General features: G+C 63.8%; 21 protein-coding genes. 10 read left to right on the top strand and 11 right to left on the bottom strand.

The window, feature by feature from the left end; genetic code table 11:
- Positions 1 to 59 precede the first annotated feature (59 nt).
- Positions 60 to 1400, top strand: a complete 1341-nt coding sequence (locus AB8717_RS15540; RefSeq protein WP_443748228.1) for a hypothetical protein — start codon at positions 60 to 62, stop codon at positions 1398 to 1400.
- A 55-nt stretch (positions 1401 to 1455) separates the two neighbouring features.
- Positions 1456 to 2013, top strand: coding sequence for a hypothetical protein (locus tag AB8717_RS15535; protein ID WP_443748227.1), 558 nt, complete (start codon positions 1456 to 1458; stop codon positions 2011 to 2013).
- 42 nt (positions 2014 to 2055) lie between these two features.
- On the opposite strand, the gene AB8717_RS15530 is transcribed toward AB8717_RS15535, so the two are convergent.
- Together AB8717_RS15530 and AB8717_RS15525 are read right to left on the bottom strand one after the other, a co-directional pair.
- Positions 2056 to 3141, bottom strand: coding sequence for a DUF2336 domain-containing protein (locus tag AB8717_RS15530; RefSeq protein ID WP_443748226.1), 1086 nt, complete (start codon positions 3139 to 3141; stop codon positions 2056 to 2058).
- Entirely contained in the window at positions 3138 to 4166 is a 1029-nt protein-coding gene (locus AB8717_RS15525; protein ID WP_443748225.1) for a hypothetical protein, read from the bottom strand. The genes AB8717_RS15530 and AB8717_RS15525 overlap by 4 nt, the downstream gene beginning before the upstream one ends.
- 245 nt (positions 4167 to 4411) lie before the next feature.
- On the opposite strand from AB8717_RS15525, the gene AB8717_RS15520 reads away from it, so the two are divergent.
- Positions 4412 to 5491, top strand: coding sequence for a helix-turn-helix transcriptional regulator (locus AB8717_RS15520; RefSeq protein ID WP_443748224.1), 1080 nt, complete (start codon positions 4412 to 4414; stop codon positions 5489 to 5491).
- Positions 5492 to 5503: 12 nt separating this feature from the next.
- Here the strand turns inward: AB8717_RS15520 and AB8717_RS15515 are convergent, their stop codons facing one another.
- The 3 genes from AB8717_RS15515 to AB8717_RS15505 form a co-directional block, all read right to left on the bottom strand.
- Entirely contained in the window at positions 5504 to 5878 is a 375-nt protein-coding gene (locus AB8717_RS15515; RefSeq protein ID WP_443748223.1) for a hypothetical protein, read from the bottom strand.
- 29 nt (positions 5879 to 5907) lie between these two features.
- Positions 5908 to 6318 (bottom strand): hypothetical protein, encoded by a 411-nt coding sequence (locus tag AB8717_RS15510; RefSeq protein WP_443748222.1) that lies wholly within the window; start codon positions 6316 to 6318, stop codon positions 5908 to 5910.
- Between the two features lie 118 nt (positions 6319 to 6436).
- Entirely contained in the window at positions 6437 to 8242 is a 1806-nt protein-coding gene (locus tag AB8717_RS15505; protein ID WP_443748221.1) for an ATP-binding cassette domain-containing protein, read from the bottom strand.
- Positions 8243 to 8336: 94 nt separating this feature from the next.
- Between AB8717_RS15505 and AB8717_RS15500 the strand changes: the two genes are divergently transcribed.
- Together AB8717_RS15500 and AB8717_RS15495 are read left to right on the top strand one after the other, a co-directional pair.
- On the top strand, positions 8337 to 8555 hold the full coding sequence (locus AB8717_RS15500; RefSeq protein ID WP_443748220.1) for a hypothetical protein: 219 nt from the start codon (positions 8337 to 8339) through the stop codon (positions 8553 to 8555).
- 34 nt (positions 8556 to 8589) lie between these two features.
- Positions 8590 to 9072: a YcgN family cysteine cluster protein gene (locus tag AB8717_RS15495; protein WP_443748219.1), complete on the top strand. Its 483-nt coding sequence runs from the start codon at positions 8590 to 8592 to the stop codon at positions 9070 to 9072.
- Between the two features lie 136 nt (positions 9073 to 9208).
- Here the strand turns inward: AB8717_RS15495 and AB8717_RS15490 are convergent, their stop codons facing one another.
- The 4 genes from AB8717_RS15490 to AB8717_RS15475 all read right to left on the bottom strand — a co-directional run bounded on the left by AB8717_RS15490 (position 9209) and on the right by AB8717_RS15475 (position 13361).
- A complete protein-coding gene (locus AB8717_RS15490; protein ID WP_443748218.1) occupies positions 9209 to 10069 on the bottom strand; it encodes an aldo/keto reductase in 861 nt (286 codons plus the stop codon).
- A gap of 57 nt (positions 10070 to 10126) precedes the next feature.
- Positions 10127 to 11731 (bottom strand): peptide chain release factor 3, encoded by a 1605-nt coding sequence (locus AB8717_RS15485; RefSeq protein ID WP_443748217.1) that lies wholly within the window; start codon positions 11729 to 11731, stop codon positions 10127 to 10129.
- A 46-nt stretch (positions 11732 to 11777) separates the two neighbouring features.
- Entirely contained in the window at positions 11778 to 12440 is a 663-nt protein-coding gene (gene trhA, locus AB8717_RS15480; RefSeq protein ID WP_443748216.1) for a PAQR family membrane homeostasis protein TrhA, read from the bottom strand.
- A 99-nt stretch (positions 12441 to 12539) separates the two neighbouring features.
- Positions 12540 to 13361: a cation diffusion facilitator family transporter gene (locus tag AB8717_RS15475; RefSeq protein ID WP_443750901.1), complete on the bottom strand. Its 822-nt coding sequence runs from the start codon at positions 13359 to 13361 to the stop codon at positions 12540 to 12542.
- Here AB8717_RS15475 and AB8717_RS15470 point away from each other — a divergent pair.
- Positions 13296 to 13607, top strand: coding sequence for a hypothetical protein (locus AB8717_RS15470; protein WP_443750927.1), 312 nt, complete (start codon positions 13296 to 13298; stop codon positions 13605 to 13607). The genes AB8717_RS15475 and AB8717_RS15470 overlap by 66 nt on opposite strands.
- A gap of 117 nt (positions 13608 to 13724) precedes the next feature.
- Here the strand turns inward: AB8717_RS15470 and ald are convergent, their stop codons facing one another.
- Positions 13725 to 14822, bottom strand: coding sequence for an alanine dehydrogenase (gene ald, locus AB8717_RS15465; protein ID WP_443748215.1), 1098 nt, complete (start codon positions 14820 to 14822; stop codon positions 13725 to 13727).
- A gap of 140 nt (positions 14823 to 14962) precedes the next feature.
- On the opposite strand from ald, the gene AB8717_RS15460 reads away from it, so the two are divergent.
- Positions 14963 to 15427, top strand: a complete 465-nt coding sequence (locus AB8717_RS15460; RefSeq protein WP_443748214.1) for an Lrp/AsnC family transcriptional regulator — start codon at positions 14963 to 14965, stop codon at positions 15425 to 15427.
- Positions 15428 to 15517: 90 nt separating this feature from the next.
- Here AB8717_RS15460 and AB8717_RS15455 read toward each other — a convergent pair whose 3' ends face one another.
- A complete protein-coding gene (locus tag AB8717_RS15455; protein ID WP_443748213.1) occupies positions 15518 to 15718 on the bottom strand; it encodes a DUF465 domain-containing protein in 201 nt (66 codons plus the stop codon).
- A 162-nt stretch (positions 15719 to 15880) separates the two neighbouring features.
- Here AB8717_RS15455 and AB8717_RS15450 point away from each other — a divergent pair, with 162 nt between their 5' ends.
- The 3 genes from AB8717_RS15450 to AB8717_RS15440 all read left to right on the top strand — a co-directional run bounded on the left by AB8717_RS15450 (position 15881) and on the right by AB8717_RS15440 (position 17443).
- Positions 15881 to 16480, top strand: coding sequence for a UbiX family flavin prenyltransferase (locus AB8717_RS15450; protein WP_443748212.1), 600 nt, complete (start codon positions 15881 to 15883; stop codon positions 16478 to 16480).
- On the top strand, positions 16473 to 16928 hold the full coding sequence (locus AB8717_RS15445) for a TIGR02444 family protein (RefSeq protein WP_443748211.1): 456 nt from the start codon (positions 16473 to 16475) through the stop codon (positions 16926 to 16928). Before AB8717_RS15450 ends, AB8717_RS15445 begins: the two co-directional genes overlap by 8 nt.
- Before the next feature lie 122 nt (positions 16929 to 17050).
- Positions 17051 to 17443: a YdcH family protein gene (locus AB8717_RS15440; protein WP_443748210.1), complete on the top strand. Its 393-nt coding sequence runs from the start codon at positions 17051 to 17053 to the stop codon at positions 17441 to 17443.
- The last annotated feature ends 4 nt before the right edge of the window (positions 17444 to 17447 follow it).

Raw genomic sequence — 17447 nt, 5'->3', positions numbered from 1 at the left:
CCCGGACAGGGCGTATCGTCCTGATACGCTTTTCGCATTCTGGGGGTGGTGGGAATGTCATGTTTGAATTCGGGCGTGAACTGCGGCGCATCTTCGGCAACTCCGGACGGCTGGATACGGATCCCAGCCTGTATGAACTGCTGAACCTGAAGCTGCTGATCGGGCAGGGGCGCCATCTCGACGTCGAAGCCGGGCGCGTCTCGACCAAGAACCGCTTTTCGCCCTATATCGAGGCCGCGCAGATCTGGCGCGAATATGCCCGCCGCACCGGCGACCCCGTGGCCCTGCGTCGCGCCGCCAATGCCGCCGAAAATGCCGGCAAGGAAGCCAAGACGACCGATGAGGCGGTGATGGCCGCGCTGGAGCAGGCCGAAACCTGCATACTGGGCGTCGAGTTGTTCGAAACGTGGGACCTGCTGCAATCGGCTGAAAACCTGCTGTCGGGCGGCCGCGCGGCCCTGGGGAACGACGAGGCGCTGAAAGCCCGCCTGTCGCAGACCGAGGCCCGGCTGCTGGCGCGGCTGGCCGCCAAGGCCGGGGTCGAGGACCTGGAACCGGCGCTGGCCGCCATGGCGCGCATCGATCGCGCCATCGAGCGTGCCGATGCCCGTGTCCGCACCACAGGCCAGGCGCGCGACCGGATCGAAGCCGCCCTGGCGCGGTTCGAACGCGCGGACTTGCTGATGCTGGTCGGGCTCGATCGCGGCGATTCCTCGCTGATGCGCGCGGTTATCACCGATTTCGAAGCCCTGGTTCAGCGCATCGACGCCGACTACGAGCCGATCACCCACGCGCGGGTGACTCTGCGCCTCGCCCTGGCCCATATCTGGGGCGGCCAGATCGACGGTGAAGCCAATGCGGTCAGCGAGGGCGTATCGCTTCTCAGCGCCGGCGACGGTGGCCTCGACTACGAACATTCGCCGCTCGACTGGGTGGCGCACAAGCACGCTCTGGCGCTGGGCCTGCAGGCCCTGGCCGAGCTGACGCAGAACGACGAGGTCTACGAACAGGCCATGGCCGTTTATGACCTGACGCTGAAGCGGCCTTTGCAGAAGCATTTGTCGGTGCGGGCGCAACTGGTCAACAATCGGGCCGGCTGCATCGCGCGCTATGCCGAACTGAAGGGGGACCTGCACGCGCTCGACAAGGCGGAAGAGGCGTTCAAGGCCGAATTGCGCACCATCCGGGCTTCGGAAGACCCGGTCGGCTGGGCGATCCTGCAAAGCAATCTCGGGCGGCTTTACGTGGCGCGCGGCGATATCACCGGCTTTATGATCGAGCGCGCCGAAGCGGCCTATGCCCTTGAAGCGGCGCACGAAATCTTCGGCGAGCACGGCATGAAGGCGCTGGCGGTAACAGCCCGCGAGACGTTGGACCGGGTCCGCGCCGCCGAGGAGTGAGCTTGCGATAACTGCGTTTTGCTGTAATCCTGCCGTTAACCAACAGGGGCGGGTTATGGCAAAAGACAAATCGCAATCGATGTTCGCGTTGCTGAGCGGCAACATGCAGGCCTATGTCATCAGCTGGGTGACGACCTTCTTCGCATCGCTGATCAATTCGATCTGGACGACCTGGGTCTTCCATTTCGACTTCGTCTCGTCGATCGACGGCGCCCTGGCCAGCCAGATCGGCGTCGTTCTGCTCAACGAGCTTTATCTGCTTTATGCGATTTTCCGGGGTGGCCGGAAGCTGTTCAGTCCTTCGGGGCCGATCTTCCTTGTGCTGATCGCGCTCAATGCAGCGGTTATCTGTCTGCTGATCTACGCCCCGGTGATGGCGTTCAAGGCCTTCGGCTATGCTATCCACGCCGAAATCAGTGGTCATTCACCGATTTACGACGAGATCAGCGGGCTGTCGGACAAGGTCGTGGCCTTCTTTATGAACCGCCCGGCCTGGGCCTTGCCGCAGATCCATTCGCAATACGGTTCGCTGCTGGTCACCTGGCAGGGTATCGTCGGCGTGGTGATCGCGCTGATCTACCTGACGTCGTTTTTCCGCAGGAAGCGGGCGTAACGACTGTTGATAGCCTGGCTTAATTCCAACGGTGCGTTGGAATTAAGCCGCGTGGCCACCCACACGGCGCATCCGCCAGAACCGGATAGTGCGCAGGGCCGTATCGCGCGGCAGGTCGGTGTAGAGCTGGCCGTATTCGGCCGCCTTGCCCATGGCGTTCTGCTGGTCTGACAGCATGATCATGGCGTAGGTCAGGAACAGCGCCTTGTCGAGGCCGGCGGCCTTGCAGGCGATGGCCAGGGCGTCGATTTCCTTTTTCTCGCACAGGTGCTTGGCGGTCAGGAAGTCGATTTCCGCCATCTGCGACAGGGCGCACAGGAAGTAGGTCGGGTTCGGGTCCCGCATGTACTTGGCCAGCAGTTGCGGCGTCAGCTTGTTGTTCTGGCGCAGCAGGCCGACATCCTTGGAGATTTGCTCGTAATCGTCCGGGAAGCTGCCATAGGCGACGGCAACCTTGTCGCGGCTCTTCGAAATGGCCTGTTCGACCAGGGTGGGGTCCAGCTTGGCGTTTTCGGCGATGATGCGTTCCCGCAGCTTCGATTCCACGACGAAATACATGTCGTTCATCAGGTCCGCGGGCAGGTCCTTGCGGTTGACGACGACCTCGTGCAGGGCCGGGTTGGCCTGGGCGCGCTGCACGACCTCTTCATTGCTGGCGCGCGACAGGCGGGCGCCTTCGTTCGACAACAGGGTATGCAGTGTATCGTCGTCGCCGCGGCGCACGATCACGCCCGACACGCTTTCCGGCACGTCCTCGCGGCGCGACACGGCGCGCAGGTGCTCCTGGCCCTTGGTTTCGACGACGTGCATCAGGTCGCTTTCGGTCAGCGCCTTGGACCGGGTCAGGATGGGTTCGGCGACTTCGATCTCGTCGCTGGCCAGGCGGCGCAGCAGGCCGAGCGGCGCCACGCGGGCCGAGGCGATCTGGTTGGCGATTTCGGCGCGGACGATCGATTCCATGTCGGACGACAGCTGGCTCATCACCGAATCGTAGAGCGCCATTTCGGCTTCCGCGATTTCCTCGGGATGCGTCATGAAGATGCTGGTCACTTCACGCAGCAGTTCACGGCGTTTCTCGCTCGACGGCTCCTTGGCCAGTTCGATCAGGCTGATGAGGGAGGAACTCATTGGGTCACCTTTCGGGTGTCCGCCTTGGTGGCGTCCGCCGTTTTGGCGGTAGAAGAGTCGTCGGTTTTGGACGTTGCGTCCGGGGTCTTGTCGTCGGCCGCCTTGTCTTCCTGGGCCTCGACCTTGTCGAGGTCGGCCGTATCCAGGATGGCGCCGGTCGCATTGTGGTCGACCGTGATCGGATCGGGCGTCAGTCCGTAGGCCCGGTGCAGGCTGTAGAGGCGCGGGGCGTCCGAGGCATTCTTGTACTGCTCGCCCGGGATGAAGACGTGGTCGGTCTCTTCCGTCGCCATCTGCGGCGTAGGTTCGGGCACGGTGGCCTTGGCATCGGTTTTCTTGTCGGTCGGTTTGACGGCCGATTTTTTGGCGTCGGCCGTAGACGGCGTTGCATTGGCTTCCTGCCTGTCGGCCGCGGCGCGGGCGGACGCGATACGGGCGGCGTACTTGCTGGTCGCCGGCACTTGGTAGCCGGCCGATGCGGTCTGCGTCGCAGGCGCGGGCTGGGTCGGAGCCGGTTGTACGGGGGCGGGTTTGGCGGCCGCGACGGCAGGCGCCTGCGCAGCCGGCTTTTGCGGAGCCGTGGCTTGTGCCGGCGCCTTGACGGCAGGCTTGAGCGCGGCTTCCGGCACGGTCACGGGACGGGGCTGCGGTACCGGAACGGGCGCGGTGACCGGCGGAATGGGGTGTTGCGGCACGGGCAGCGGTTCGATATTGGCCATCTGCTGACGCGGCGGCTCGGCCGGGCGCTGGACAGGCGTGCGTTGCGGCGCGATATCGGCGGCGACGGGGCGTGGCTCGGGCTGCGGTTGTTGTTGCGGCGCCTGGGTGCGGCCCTTGCCGGACCAGCTGAGCGTGCGGGCGAACGGATCGCCGACCTGGCCGTAGGGCGACGGCGGCACGGCATAGTCCTGGCCGCCGCTGGTCACCGTCGGCGCGTGGGTTTGCGTGTCGCTCTTGTGCTGCCAGTTGAGGTAGCCGGTGTCGGCCACCGCGATGCCGGGCAGGCTGAGTGACGCAAGCGTCACGCAGAGGCTACGGCAAAGACGAAATGGCATTATGACACCGGCGGAAAGGGACTGTTTTGGCCCAAACTAAGGCAATCGGTTTAATAAGCGCCTAATAGTCCGTTGCGCGGCACCACTTTCCGCCGGTTGCGTTCTTGGCGGACGATCAACTCCCGGACGGCGCGCATGCAGGCTTCCATTGACCGCTCCGGTCCAAAGGGTAAGTATTTCGCCGGCCGCTATTCACCCTTCGCTCCAGAGCTGTCATGGACGCCGACCTGATCGACCGCATCTACGAATGCTCGTTCGTACCGGAACTCTGGCCAGGCGTGCTCGACGAACTGGCCGGTATCGCCGATTCCCGGGGCGGATTGCTGTTTTCCGCGCGGGACAAGGTGCTGAACTGGACCTCGTCGGAAGGGTTGGAGGATATTTTCCAGGCCTATGTCGCCGACGGCTGGTTCAGGCGGTGCAGTCGCAGGCTGTGCCTGTTCGGCAGCCAGCATCCGGCCTTTCACGTCGAGCACGATTTCTGGACCGAGGAGCAGATCGACGCCAATCCGATCTACCGCGACTTCTTCCGCCCGGCGGGCCTGGGCTGGTCGGCGGGAACAGGCCTGCCGATGCCGACGGGCGACAATATCGTCTTCAGCGTCGAACGCGCCTATGATCGCGGCCCGATCGAAAAGCCCTATGTCGACAGGCTGAATGCCCTGCGCCCACATCTGGCGCGCGCGGCCTTCGTGGCGGCGCGCCTGGGCCTGCAACGCGCGGCGGGCGCCAACGATACGCTGAACCTGCTGGGCTTGCCGACGCTCCTTGTCGATGCCGGCGGCGCCGTCATCGCGGCCAACGGCCTGGTCGACGACCTGGCGGACTACGCCACATGGCGCGCCGGCGACAGGATCGCGCTGACCGATCCGCAGGCGGAGGCAATGCTGTCGCGCACGCTCGACGCGCTGCAAATCCATGGCGCCGGCCTCGTCCATTCCTTTCCCGTCCGCGACCCTGACGGGCGACCGGCCATGGTCGCGCACATTGTCCCGATCAGCCGCTCGGCGCACGACATTTTCGCGCGCAGCTACGCGCTTGTCGTCCTGACACCCGTCGCGGCCAGGACAGCGCCGCCCGTCGAACTTCTGCGGTCCTTGTTCGACCTGACGCCGTCCGAAGCGCGTGTGGCCCGCAGCCTCGCCGCCGGCGAAAGCCTGGAGGAGATAGCCGAGCAGGGCGGTGTCGCCCTGACGACGGTGCGGACCCAGCTGCGCCAGGTGATGGAAAAGACCGGCACGACACGTCAGGCCGAAATCGTCGCCCTTCTGACGGGGGTAAGTATCCAGCGATAGGCGCCGGCGAAATCAGCAATTCGCGCCGAACCGTTTCATCTTGTCCGAAATCTGCGGGATATAGGATTCGAATTCGTCGACCCATTCGCGGACTGACCGGGCGTCCTCGCCGCTGAGGACGTCCCCGCTTTCCAGGTCGGACTTGACCTGCTGTTCTTCGCCATAGGCCCGGGTGAAGGCCGAGTGCGCCTGCTCCAGCGAGTCGCAGGTCTGTGAGGTGTTGCCGAGCCGCCAATGCGTCTCGGCCTCGTCCAGCGACTCGACGCCCCTCTTCATCAAGGCATTGGCGTCCGTGATAAGCGAAAGCACATCGGCGGGGCTGTCGGCGGCGGCCGGCATGGCGATCAAGGCGCCGCAGGCGGCGAGAATGGCGAACATCTTTTTCAAAACGGTGGTCTCCCCGGTTCGTGCGGCGGTCATTGCGGGACTGTGCCCGTGGCAGGCGTTCCGGAACAGATCCGGGCCATGGTGGCCAGGACCGTCTCTCTCGCCTTGATCTGACTGGCCTGTTCGTCCTTGTGGAGTTGCGCCGAGCCGGCATTGTCGCCCGACAGGCTGATGATGACGTCTTCGGCAGCGGCCATCTGCGCCAGCTTGTCCGCGGAGCTCTGCAAATCCGTGCAGGCGCCGGCGACGTCGCCGGCGTTGTACCTGGCCTGGGCGTCCTGAAAGGCCCGGGTCGATTCGTCCTTCAGGCGGGCAATATCCGTCCGCGCGGTCAGATAGCGGTCGGCGTCGGCCGCGCTGAGTTCGGCGTGCGCAAGGCTTGCCTGTCCCAGGCCGATGACGCAGACGGCCACAACGGCAAAACGTTTCGATAAATTCACAGGCTGCCCTCCCAAATGCGAGCCCTGTTGCAGGGCGTCTCGCATTCCGGGTTTTACGGCCACGGCAAAGCCTGCCGCATCATCAATATGGATGATAAGGCGGCCGTGAGGCGGAGGGTTAGCCCGCCAGGCTCTCGCGCTTTTCCTCAAGCTCAAGCCATTCCATTTCACCGGCTTCGAGTTCGGCGCGTAAGGAATCGAGCTTTTTCATCGTGGCGTCGAAGCGTTTGGGATCGCGGCTGTAGAGCGTCGCGTCCTCGAGCACCGTTTCCAGTTGCTTGATCTCGGCCGACCATTTCGGCATCAGGCCGTTCAGGTCTTCGAGCCTTTTCTGGTCCTTGTAGCTCAGCTTCTTCGGCGCAGACTTGGGCTGGGGTTGGGCGGGCTTGGTATCCGCCTTGATCTTTTGCGCTTCCTTTTGCGAAATCTCGGCAAAGAAGTCGGTATTCTGGCGGATGAAATCCTGCCAGCCGCCGGGGGTTTCGGCGGCGCGGCCGTTGCCGTTGAGCGCAAGCGTCGAGGTCGCCAGGCGGTCGATAAAGTCGCGGTCGTGCGACACCAGGATCAGCGTGCCGTCGTAGTCGGCCAGCAGGTCTTCGAGCAGGTCGAGCGTGTCGATATCGAGGTCGTTGGTCGGTTCGTCGAGCACGAGCAGGTTTGTGGCTTTCGCCAGGGCGCGCGCCAGTTGCAGGCGGTTGCGCTCCCCGCCCGACAGGGTCTTGACCGGCTGGCGCAACTGCTTTTCGCGGAACAGGAAGTCCTTGGCGTAGGCGGCGACGTGGCGTGGCTGGCCGCGCACCATGATCGAATCCGAACCGGAATTGGCCAGCACGTCCCACAGGGTCTCGTCGCCCTTCAGAGCGTCGCGCCCCTGGTCGAGATAGGCGACGTCGAGATTGGTGCCCAGCTTGATTTCACCCGCGTCGGCGGGAATCTGCCCGATCAGCAGCTTGACCAGGGTCGACTTGCCGGCGCCGTTCGGTCCAACGATGGCCAGCCGGTCGCCGCGCATGATGCGCGTCGAGAAGTTCTTAAGCAGGACCTTGTCGCCGAAGGCCTTGTCGACGCCGCGCAACTGGGCGACCAGTCGGCCGGACATATTGCCGCTGTCGATGGCCATTTCCATCGGCTTGTCCATGGCGCGCATGCGCTCGGCGTGATCGGTCCGCATGGCGCGCAGGCGGGCTGCCCGGCCTTCGTTGCGTGTGCGCTGCGCGGTGATCGAACGGTAGAAGGTATAGGTTTCGCGCTCGATCGCCTTTTCCAGACGGCGCAGGGATTCGGCCGTCTCGGCTTCGACCTTGGCGGCCCATTCGTCGAAGCCGGCATAGCTGGCGTCGAGGCGCAGGATGCGGCGGTCGTACAGCCAGTAGCAACGCTGGGTGACGCGTTCCAGGAAGGTCCGGTCGTGCGACACGATCAGGGCGCTGCCGCGGAAGCTGCGCAGGCGGTCTTCCAGGGTCTCGATGGCGAAGATGTCGAGGTGGTTGGTCGGTTCGTCGAGGAAGATCAGGTCGGGATCTTCGGCGAACGCCTTGGCCAGCGCGGCGCGGCGCTTTTCGCCGCCCGACAGCGACGTCGTGCCGGTCGATGGATCGACGCCGAAGGCCCACAGTTCGGATTCCGCCATATGGCTTTCCGCGCCGCCGGACGTCGCCCAGTCGAGCAGGGTATCGCCCTTGGGTTCGGGCTCTTGCAGCACGAAGGCGAAGCGCAGGCCTTGCGTCACGAAGCGCTCGCCGGAATCCGGCTCGATCAGGCCCGACATCATGCGCATCAGGGTCGACTTGCCGGTGCCGTTGCGGCCGACCAGGCAGGCGCGGACGCGCGGTTCGAGGGCGATGTCGACGCCGTCGAACAACGGCGTCAGGCCGTCCATCAGCTTGACGTCTTTGAGGGCGAGGAGGGGAGCGCGGGCGTTCATGTGGGCCATGTAGGCAATGAAGGTGGGAAATTCAAAGGAATTCTGATGGCGCCTTTACACGCCTGGGCGTTAAATGGTGGCACAGGAGGCGGCCATGACGAACGACAGCAAATCGGACGAATGCGAAGTCAAGGTGGCGAGCCACGCCGAAAGGCTGGCCGAAGACGACGACAACGATTCCTTCCCGCCGGAGGGCACCGACGACAAGACGGTGCAGCAGGACGATACGGGCGCGAAGCCGTTCAGCGATGAAGAAGCGCTGAAGGCAACGCAGGCGGCAATTGCCCACGACGTTCCGCATCGACGCGACTAGTGCATTTTGCGCTCAGGCGGCCTATATGGGCCGCATGAGCAGTGCACCTTTCTGGGAAACCAAAACGCTTGAGCAGATGAACGCCCAGGAATGGGAGTCGCTATGCGACGGTTGCGGCCTGTGTTGCCTGGTGCGGTTCGAGGACGAGGAGACGCTTGAGGTCATTCCGACGCGCGTCCACTGCAAGCTGTTCGACAGCGAACTGTGCCGTTGTTCCGATTACGAAAACCGCAAAAAATACGTGCCGGACTGCATCAAGCTGACGCCGCACAATATCGAGGCGTTGGAATGGATGCCACCGAGCTGCGCCTACCGCCGTCTGCACGAAGGCAAGCCCTTGCCGCGCTGGCATCCGTTGGTCACGGGCGACCCGGAGTCGACGCACAATGCCGGCGTGTCGATCCGCGGCCAGACGATCTCCGAACTGGCCCTGCCCGATGTCGAGGATGCGCTCGATTTCGCCGCATGGGACCTGAATGAGGACCGCAGCGACTGGGAACCGTTCGAGGACGAGTAAGCCGTATTTCTCCTCCCTATGCGAAGCATGGGGAGGGGGACCCCGAAGCGGTGGAGGGGTATCTTTCTTTAGCTTCGCCCCCTCCACCGCTTCGGGGTCTCCCTCCCCATCAAAGATGGGGAGGAGAAATGTTGCCTTATGCTAAAGCGCGCGCCGCCTTATCCAGCGCGGTGAAATCCTCGTCCGACAGCACGATCTCGGCCGCCGCGACATTGTCTTCCAGGTGCTTGACCTTCGACGTGCCCGGGATCGGAAGCATGACTTTCGACCGTTTCAACACCCAGGCTAACGCGATCTGGCCGGGCTCGGCATTATGCTTATGGGCGATTTGATCGAGGATCGAACCGGGCTTTGCCAGGTCGCCCGCGGCCAGCGGATACCAGGGAATAAAGCCGATACCCTGCTGTTCGCAGTAATCAAGCACCGCTTCGGACCCACGGTCCACCAGGTTATAACGGTTCTGAACCGTATGAACCGGAAAGACTTTCTGCGCGGCCTTGATCTCTTCGACCGAGACTTCGGACAGGCCGGCATAACGGATAACACCATCGTCTAACAATTGTTTTACCGCGGCGAACTGTTCGTCGCGCGGCACCTTCGGATCGATGCGGTGGAGCTGCCAGAGATCGATCTGTTCGACGCCCAGTTTGTCGAGGCTGCGCTTCGCTTCCCGGACAAGAGCGTCAGGCCGGCCGTTCATCGTCCAGATATTCGGACCGCTGCGTTCCAAGCCGGCCTTGGTGGCGATGACCAGGCCTTCATAGGGATGGAGCGCGTCACGGATCAGCGCTTCCGAGACGTCGGGACCGTATGAATTGGCGGTGTCGATGAAGTTGACGCCCAATTCCGGCAGGCGTTTCAGCACGCGGATCGCTTCGTCGCGATCGGCGGGCGGTCCCCACACGCCCGAGCCGGTTATGCGCATGGCGCCGAAGCCCAGGCGGTTGATGGTGATATCGCCGAGGGCGAAGGTTCCGGAAGCGGCGGCTGTGCTCATGGGAGGCTCCTTGTTCAGGTCCTTCCCAGATGGGCCGTGCCTACCGCTGTTTCAACCTTAGCCCCGCTCTTTCGTGCGCTGGAACTGAACGTCGGGGAAGCGTTCGGCGACGTAGTTGATCTCCCACGCCGACTTGCCGAGGAAGACCGGGGCTTCGTCGAGGTCGGCGCCCATAGCCGAACGATACTTGCCGGCGAAGTCCTCGATCTTTACGGGATCGCCGATCAGCCAGCGCGCTTCGGAAAACGGCGAGGCTTCGAAGATCACATCCAGGCCGTATTCGTTCGACAGGCGGTCGGCCATGACTTCGAACTGCAACTGGCCGACGGCGCCGACGATGAAATCGGCCCCGATCGACGGGCGGAACAGCTGCGTCACGCCTTCTTCGGCCAGGCTTTCCAGCGCCTTCTTGAGGTGCTTGGCCTTGAGCGGGTCCTTGACGCGGACGCGTTGCAGGATTTCCGGCGCGAAGTTGGGCAGGCCCTGGAAGCGGATCGTGCCCGATTCCGACAGGCTGTCGCCGACCCGCAGGACGCCGTGGTTGGGGATGCCGATGACGTCGCCGCCATAGGCTTCCTCGGCCAGTTCGCGGTCCGAGGCGAAGAACATGATCGGCGCATTGACCGACAGCTGCTTGCCGGTGTTCTGCACCTTCAGCTTCATGCCGCGTTCGAACTTGCCCGAACACAGCTTCAGCATGGCGATGCGGTCGCGGTGGTTGGGGTCCATGTTCGCCTGGATCTTGAAGACGAAGCCCGTGACTTCCTTCTCGGCCGGTGCGACCGCGGTCTCGGTGCCGGCCTTTTCGGCGCGGACGGCCTTGGGCGCCGGGGCAAAGGTGCCGAGCGCCTGCAGAAGCTGGTTGACGCCGTAGTGGCGCAGCGCCGAGCCGAACATGACCGGCGTCATGTGGCCCTCCAGGAAGCTGTCGGTCTCGAATTCCTTGAACCCGCCCTCGATCAGTTCGGCTGTGTCGCGCAGTTCCGCCAACTCGGCTTCGTCGAGATAGCCCTTGGCGACGGTCTCGGCCAGCGGAACGGGGGCGTCGTGGCCCTGGTCGTATTCGGCGCCCGACTCGCGGCGCGTATAGGGATAGAACAGGCCGGTCTTGATCTCGACCATGCCCTTGAAGCGATTGCCCGAACCGGCCGGCCAGTAGAGCGGCGACGGATCGAGTTGCAGTTTCGACGCGACCTCGTCGAGCAGGGCCAGGGGATCCTCGGCCTCGCGGTCCATCTTGTTGATAAAGGTCAGGATGGGGATGTCGCGCAGGCGGCACACCTCGAACAGCTTCAGCGTCTGCGGCTCGATGCCCTTGGCGGCGTCGAGCACCATGACGGCGGCGTCGGCGGCGGTCAGCGTGCGGTAGGTGTCTTCCGAAAAGTCTTCGTGGCCCGGCGTGTCGAGCAGGTTGAACAGTAGGTCGCCGTACTCGAAGGTCATGACCGAGGACGACACCGAGATGCCGCGTTCGCGTTCGATCTTCATCCAGTCCGAGCGCGTACGGCGGTTTTCACCGCGGGCGCGCACCTGGCCTGCGGCGCGGATCGATCCGCCGGCGAGCAGCAGGTGCTCGGTCAGCGTCGTTTTCCCGGCGTCGGGGTGGGAGATGATGGCGAAGGTCCGGCGGCGCGCGGCCTCGGTGGCGGGGGTATTGGACATGGCGCAGGCGATATAGCGTAGGCCGCTAAAAGTAAAGGGAAACAGCCTATTTGGCGGCCACCAGGACCACCCCGACCAGAACCGCCGCGTAGTGCGTAAAGGCGCCGGCCAGGACGTGCCCGTGCCAGATGGCGCGGCGGAATTTCAGCCGCTTCATCATGTAGAAGATGGTGCCGATCGAATAGACGACACCGCCGGCGGCTAGCAGGATCATGGCGGCGGGGTGAACGTCGTTGAGCATCGGCTTGATGGCGATGACGATCAGCCAGCCGAGGACCAGATAGAGTGGCACCCAGAACCATTTGCCGAGGCCGGGCAGGAGCAGCTTGGCCAGGATGCCGATGCCGGCAAGGCTCCATACCGCTATGCTCATGCCATAGGCCCAGCCGCCGGTCAGCGCCTGGGTGGTGAAGGGCGTATAGGAGGCTGCGATCATCAGGAAGATGCCGGCGTGGTCGAGGCGACGCAGGAAGGGTTGCCAGCGCGGGCGCGCGAAATTGTACGCCATGGAAAACGACAGCATGGCGGCGAAACCCAGCGCATAGACGATGACCGAGGCGATGCGGCCCGCCAGCCCGTAGTGGATGGCAAGGCCCAGGGCGACGCCGCCCGCGAACAGGGCCAGGGCCAGGCCGACAATATGCACGACCAGGTCGGCATAGCGCTCGGCCAGGGTCGGATAGTGCTTTTTGAGATCGCTGAGGGTCATGGGCGGCACGCGAAAATAGGGGGGTATCGCGCCCTTATACGCGTGCCTGCGCGTAGCCGCCAATCACTTTACGTGAACGTAAAGTAACGGAAAGGGATTTTAGACGACGCTGTCCGGAATCAATTCGCACGGCTGCGGACCGTCGCCGAGTTCGATCTGGATCGTGGCGTGGCCGATCTTGAAGCGGCTTTCCAGCGTTTCGGTCAACGCATGCAGGAAGCCGTCGCCGGGATGGCCGGCGGGCATGACAAGGTGCGCCGTCATGGCGACTTCGGTGGTGCTCATGCCCCAGATATGCAGGTCGTGCAGGCCGTCGACGCCCGGCTGGGCGCATAGGTAGGCCTTGACGCCCTCGTGGTCGATGCCCGCCGGAACGCCTTGCAGCGCCAGGCGGCTGGAATCGCGCAGGAGCCCCCAGGTGCCCCAGACGATGACGGCGGACACGATGAGGCTGAGCGCCGGGTCAAGCCACAGCCAGTGCGTCCACGTCATGACAAGACCGGCGATAACCACGCCCGCGGACACTACGGCGTCGGCGGCCAGGTGGGCGAAAGCCGCCTTGATATTGAGGTCGCTTTGGCCTTGCGCGAACAGCATGGCGGTAAAGCCGTTGACGGCGATGCCGGCGGCAGCGACCCACATGACGGTGGTACCCTGCACCGCCTGAAGGTGCGTAAAGCGGTCGATGGCTTCGAAGACGATGCCGCCGATGGCGATCAGCAGCAGGATGGCGTTGAACAGGGCCGCCATGATCGAGGCGCCACGATAGCCGTAGGTAAAGGCGGGCTTCGGCGCGGCCTTGGCCAGCGCCCAGGCGCCCCACGCCATGAGGAGGCCGATGGCGTCCGAGAAATTATGGCCGGCGTCGGCCAGCAGGGCCAGCGAGTTGGCGCGGAAACCGTAGAAGACTTCGGCGACGATAAAGGCGGCATTGACCGCGGCTGCGATCAGGAATCGCGCACCGAAGTCAGTCGGGGCGTGATGGTGGTGGCCGTGATGCCCGTGTCCATGGCTGTGACCATGATCATGCCCGTGGCCGTGATTATGATGGTGATGCCCATGGTCATGAGCATGGTCGTGCCCATGGTCATGTTTGTGATCATGCCGGTGATCGTGCTTTTCGTGCGCCATGACGCCGATTTAAGCTTTTTTGCCGCAGCGCGATAGAGGGACAAAGAAATTTAGCGAAATCAACCTGTTGGAAGATAATAACATAACAGATCGAAAAAGCCGCCCGGGAAGGGGGCGCCCGGGCGGCTTCGGTCGCAGCGTAATCGGGGCGGACTACGCTGCGAAGGCGAGATGCAGGGCCTCGGCGACGGCCTTGTAGGTGATCTTGCCGGCACAGACATTGAGTCCGGCGCGCAGATGCGGATCGGCGGCCAGGGCCGCCGACACACCCATGGTCGCCATCTTCACGACGTAGGGCAGGGTGGCGTTGTTGAGTGCGAGCGTCGAGGTGCGCGCAACGGCGCCCGGCATGTTGGCGACGCAATAATGGACGATGCCGTCGACCAGATAGATCGGCTCCTGGTGCGTGGTCGCGTGGCTTGTTTCGAAGCAGCCGCCCTGGTCGATGGCGATGTCGACCAGGACTGTTCCGGGTTTCATCGTCTTCAGCATGTCGCGCGTCACCAGCTTGGGCGCGGCGGCGCCGGGGATCAGCACGGAGCCGATGACCAGGTCGGCGTCCTTAAGGGCGTCGGCAATGGCGCCCTTCGACGAATAGGCGGTCTTGACGCGGCCGCCGTACGCGGTGTCGATCTCGATCAGGCGGTGCGGATTGACGTCGAACACGGTGACGTCGGCGTGCAGGCCGACAGCCATCTGCGCGGCATTGATACCGGCGACGCCGCCACCCAGGATGACGACCTTCCCGGGCGCAACACCCGGCACGCCGCCGAGCAGGACACCACGGCCGCCGAAGGCCTTGTGCAGGTAGGTGGCACCGACATGGACCGAGATACGGCCCGCGACTTCGGACATGGGGCGCAGCAGGGGCAGGCCGCCCTGCGGTTCGGTGACGGTCTCATAAGCGATGCACGTCGCGCCCGACGCCATCAAGGCTTCGGCCTGCGGCTTATCGGCGGCGAGATGGAGATAGGTGAAGAGGGTCTGGTTGGGCTTCAATCGCGCGCATTCGTGCAGTTGCGGCTCCTTGACCTTTACGATCAGGTCGCCGGCCGCAAACGTCTCTTCGGCGGTAGCGAGGATTTTCGCGCCGGCGGCGATATAGTCGTCGTCTGAAAAGCCGATTTCGGCACCGGCCCGGCTTTCGACGAAGACCTCATGGCCGCGATGCGTCAGCTCGGCGACGGAATGCGGGACAAGGCCGACGCGGTATTCGTGGTTCTTGATTTCCCTGGGCACGCTGATCTTCATGGCGGTACTCCTTGCAGGATATACGGGCTCGCCCAACCGGCGGCCGGTTGCATTTGAAATCAATTATATCCCACTATCTGCGGTAAATTTTCGAAAAGTATGGCATTGCCACGGCGCTGCGTTGGATATATTTTCAAAATATGCCGAACAGCGATAAATTTTCCGATCTGGACTCTTTCGACCGCGAACTGATCCGGACCCTGCGCACCAATGCGCGCGCCACCTCGGCGGAGCTGGGTGAGGCGGTCGGCCTGTCGCCCTCGGCGGCGCACCGCCGCGTCAAGATCCTGGAGCAGAAGGGTGTCATTACCGGCTACCGCGCCGTCATCGCCGAAAACGTCCAGGGCAAGCAGGGCACGGTCTTCGTCCACGTGACGCTTCAGGACCAGCGCCGCGAGACCTTCGAAAAATTCGAGCGCGCCGCCGTCCAGTGCGCGGCGATCGAGGAATGCCACCTGATGTCGGGTGAAGCCGATTATCTGCTCAAGATCGTCCTGCGCGAAAGCCTGTCCTATGAGGACGTCCACCGCGATGTCTTGTCGACCATGCCCGGCGTGTCCAAGCTGGTGTCGCAGTTCTCGATCCGCACGGTCAAGATGGGATGAAAAAACCCCCGGAAGCCCAGCTTCCGGGGGTTTTTTGAACCCGACGGCGCTCCGTTCAGGCGCCGGCCATCGGATTAAATCCGCTGAATGTCACTGCAGCGTCGGCTCGCAGACTTCCTGTCGCATGACCGACTTGATCCTTTCGATTTCTTCCTTGAGCTTAAGCTTCTTTCGCTTGAGCTCGCTTAAGTATAGAGAGTCTACGGACGGCGCGCGTTCCTCGCGGGCGATGAGCGTTTTGAGGGATTGATGACGTTGGTCGAGTTCGCGAACTCTCGCTTCAATGGTCATATCGGATATCTCCGGTTCTCTCCCGGGCACTGCGCCCGGCAGACCTATGGAACACCCGTAAGGGGAGAATGTGGAGTCACATTCCGTTTCATCAGGATCACGGAAACGGGAGATTTTTGGTTGCCTTGCCGTTAAGATATTTTGTCCGTTCCCGGAACGATCATGAGTGATAAAAATTCAGTAAAGCCGCGTTTAATCGTGGCCATCAGCGGCGCTTCGGGCGCCATATACGGTATCCGCGCGCTTGAGCGTCTGCGGACCGCCGGCATCGAGTCGCATCTGGTCGTATCGAAGGCCGCCGGCCTGTCGCTGAGCGCCGAAACCGACCGCTCGCTGGCCGACGTCCACGCCCTGGCCGACGTCGTCTACAAACCCGCCGACATCGGAGCGGCCATCGCGTCAGGCTCGTTCAGGACGCTGGGCATGCTGGTCGCGCCGTGCTCGATCAAGTCGCTGAGCGAGATCGCCACCGGTGTGACCTCGTCGCTGATCAGCCGCGCCGCCGACGTGTGTCTGAAGGAGCGGCGTCGGCTGGTGCTGATGGTGCGCGAAAGCCCGCTGCATCTCGGCCATCTGCGCACCCTGGCGGCGGTGACCGAGATGGGCGCTGTCGTCGCCCCGCCCATGCCGGCCTTCTACACCCGGCCGCAAAGTCTCGACGACGTGATCGACCAGTCCGTGGCGCGCGCACTTGACCTCTTCGACATCGACACGGGCATGACGCGATGGGGCGAGGACATCGGCCTGGGTCAAGATGACTGACTTCTGGGACTGGGCGATCGCCGTCTATGAACGGCCCGGCGTGGCGGAAGCCTGCCTGCGCCTGCAGGACGCCCACGGCCAGTGCGTGCCCTTGTTGCTGTGGGCGGCCTGGAGCGGGGAGACGTCCAGTCAGGTCGCCGTGGAAGCCGCCGCGCAGGCGCGAAGCTGGCTTGAGATCATCGAGCCCCTGCGCGCGGTCCGGCGGCGGTTGAAGACCCCGGTCAGCCGTGACGACGACAACGCCCGCCTGCCGCTGCGCGAACGCGTCAAGGCGACCGAACTGGCGGCGGAACAGGCGCTGATGGCCGGGCTGGAGGCCTTGACGCCCGGCCGCGTGGCGGGGAGGCCCGTCCTGCCGGCTCTACTGACGGTTTCGGCGGCCTGGGGCGGCCGTGTTCCCGTGGAGGTTCTGGCCCGCCTCGGCGAGCTTTTGCAGGAAAGCGTCTGACGGCGTGCGCAAAGCCTTCCGGTAGGGGAAATTTTGCGCTATAATAGGACGATCCTAAGGGCGGCTTCGGCCGTCTTTGTCTTTCCCGATCAGCCCTTTAGCCCCGAAGGAGTCGTCTTTCCATGCACGACGACAGCAACATCCGGACATTGCGCGGTGAAGGCCTTCATCTGGTGAAGACCGACAAGGATGTGGCTCAGGGGGATGTGGAAAGACGGGTCGCGCAACGCAGCGACGGCGAGCCGCTGTTGAACCTGGTTCCCGACGCGGCCCAGGCCGACGATCTGGAACCCACGGTCCGCGAACTGCCGATCAGCGCCGAGGTGGTCGCGCTGCGCACCCAGGCGGCGGTCCTGCGCCAGGAGCACAAGGACCTCGACGAATCGATTCACGCGCTCGAAGCCGTGCCCATGCCCGACCAGATCCTGATTGCGCGCCTGAAGCGCAAGAAGCTGGCGGTCCGGGACAAGATCTCGACCATCGAAGACAAGATCCGCCCGGATATCATCGCGTAATAGC

The organism is Asticcacaulis solisilvae (genome assembly GCF_052327315.1).
GTDB lineage: Bacteria > Pseudomonadota > Alphaproteobacteria > Caulobacterales > Caulobacteraceae > Asticcacaulis > Asticcacaulis solisilvae_B.
The sequence above is the reverse complement of the archived record's forward strand: the minus strand, read 5'-3'. Positions and strand labels throughout refer to the sequence as shown.

Coding starts and splice junctions, on each gene's coding strand:
- AB8717_RS15540 (WP_443748228.1), top strand. CDS start 60: ATGTTTGAATTCGGGCGTGAACTGCGGCGCATCTTCGGCAACTCCGGA.
- AB8717_RS15535 (WP_443748227.1), top strand. CDS start 1,456: ATGGCAAAAGACAAATCGCAATCGATGTTCGCGTTGCTGAGCGGCAAC.
- AB8717_RS15530 (WP_443748226.1), bottom strand. CDS start 3,141: ATGAGTTCCTCCCTCATCAGCCTGATCGAACTGGCCAAGGAGCCGTCG.
- AB8717_RS15520 (WP_443748224.1), top strand. CDS start 4,412: ATGGACGCCGACCTGATCGACCGCATCTACGAATGCTCGTTCGTACCG.
- AB8717_RS15505 (WP_443748221.1), bottom strand. CDS start 8,242: ATGAACGCCCGCGCTCCCCTCCTCGCCCTCAAAGACGTCAAGCTGATG.
- AB8717_RS15500 (WP_443748220.1), top strand. CDS start 8,337: ATGACGAACGACAGCAAATCGGACGAATGCGAAGTCAAGGTGGCGAGC.
- AB8717_RS15495 (WP_443748219.1), top strand. CDS start 8,590: ATGAGCAGTGCACCTTTCTGGGAAACCAAAACGCTTGAGCAGATGAAC.
- AB8717_RS15490 (WP_443748218.1), bottom strand. CDS start 10,069: ATGAGCACAGCCGCCGCTTCCGGAACCTTCGCCCTCGGCGATATCACC.
- AB8717_RS15485 (WP_443748217.1), bottom strand. CDS start 11,731: ATGTCCAATACCCCCGCCACCGAGGCCGCGCGCCGCCGGACCTTCGCC.
- trhA (WP_443748216.1), bottom strand. CDS start 12,440: ATGACCCTCAGCGATCTCAAAAAGCACTATCCGACCCTGGCCGAGCGC.
- AB8717_RS15470 (WP_443750927.1), top strand. CDS start 13,296: ATGGCCGGCGTCGGCCAGCAGGGCCAGCGAGTTGGCGCGGAAACCGTA.
- ald (WP_443748215.1), bottom strand. CDS start 14,822: ATGAAGATCAGCGTGCCCAGGGAAATCAAGAACCACGAATACCGCGTC.
- AB8717_RS15460 (WP_443748214.1), top strand. CDS start 14,963: ATGCCGAACAGCGATAAATTTTCCGATCTGGACTCTTTCGACCGCGAA.
- AB8717_RS15455 (WP_443748213.1), bottom strand. CDS start 15,718: ATGACCATTGAAGCGAGAGTTCGCGAACTCGACCAACGTCATCAATCC.
- AB8717_RS15450 (WP_443748212.1), top strand. CDS start 15,881: ATGAGTGATAAAAATTCAGTAAAGCCGCGTTTAATCGTGGCCATCAGC.
- AB8717_RS15445 (WP_443748211.1), top strand. CDS start 16,473: ATGACTGACTTCTGGGACTGGGCGATCGCCGTCTATGAACGGCCCGGC.
- AB8717_RS15440 (WP_443748210.1), top strand. CDS start 17,051: ATGCACGACGACAGCAACATCCGGACATTGCGCGGTGAAGGCCTTCAT.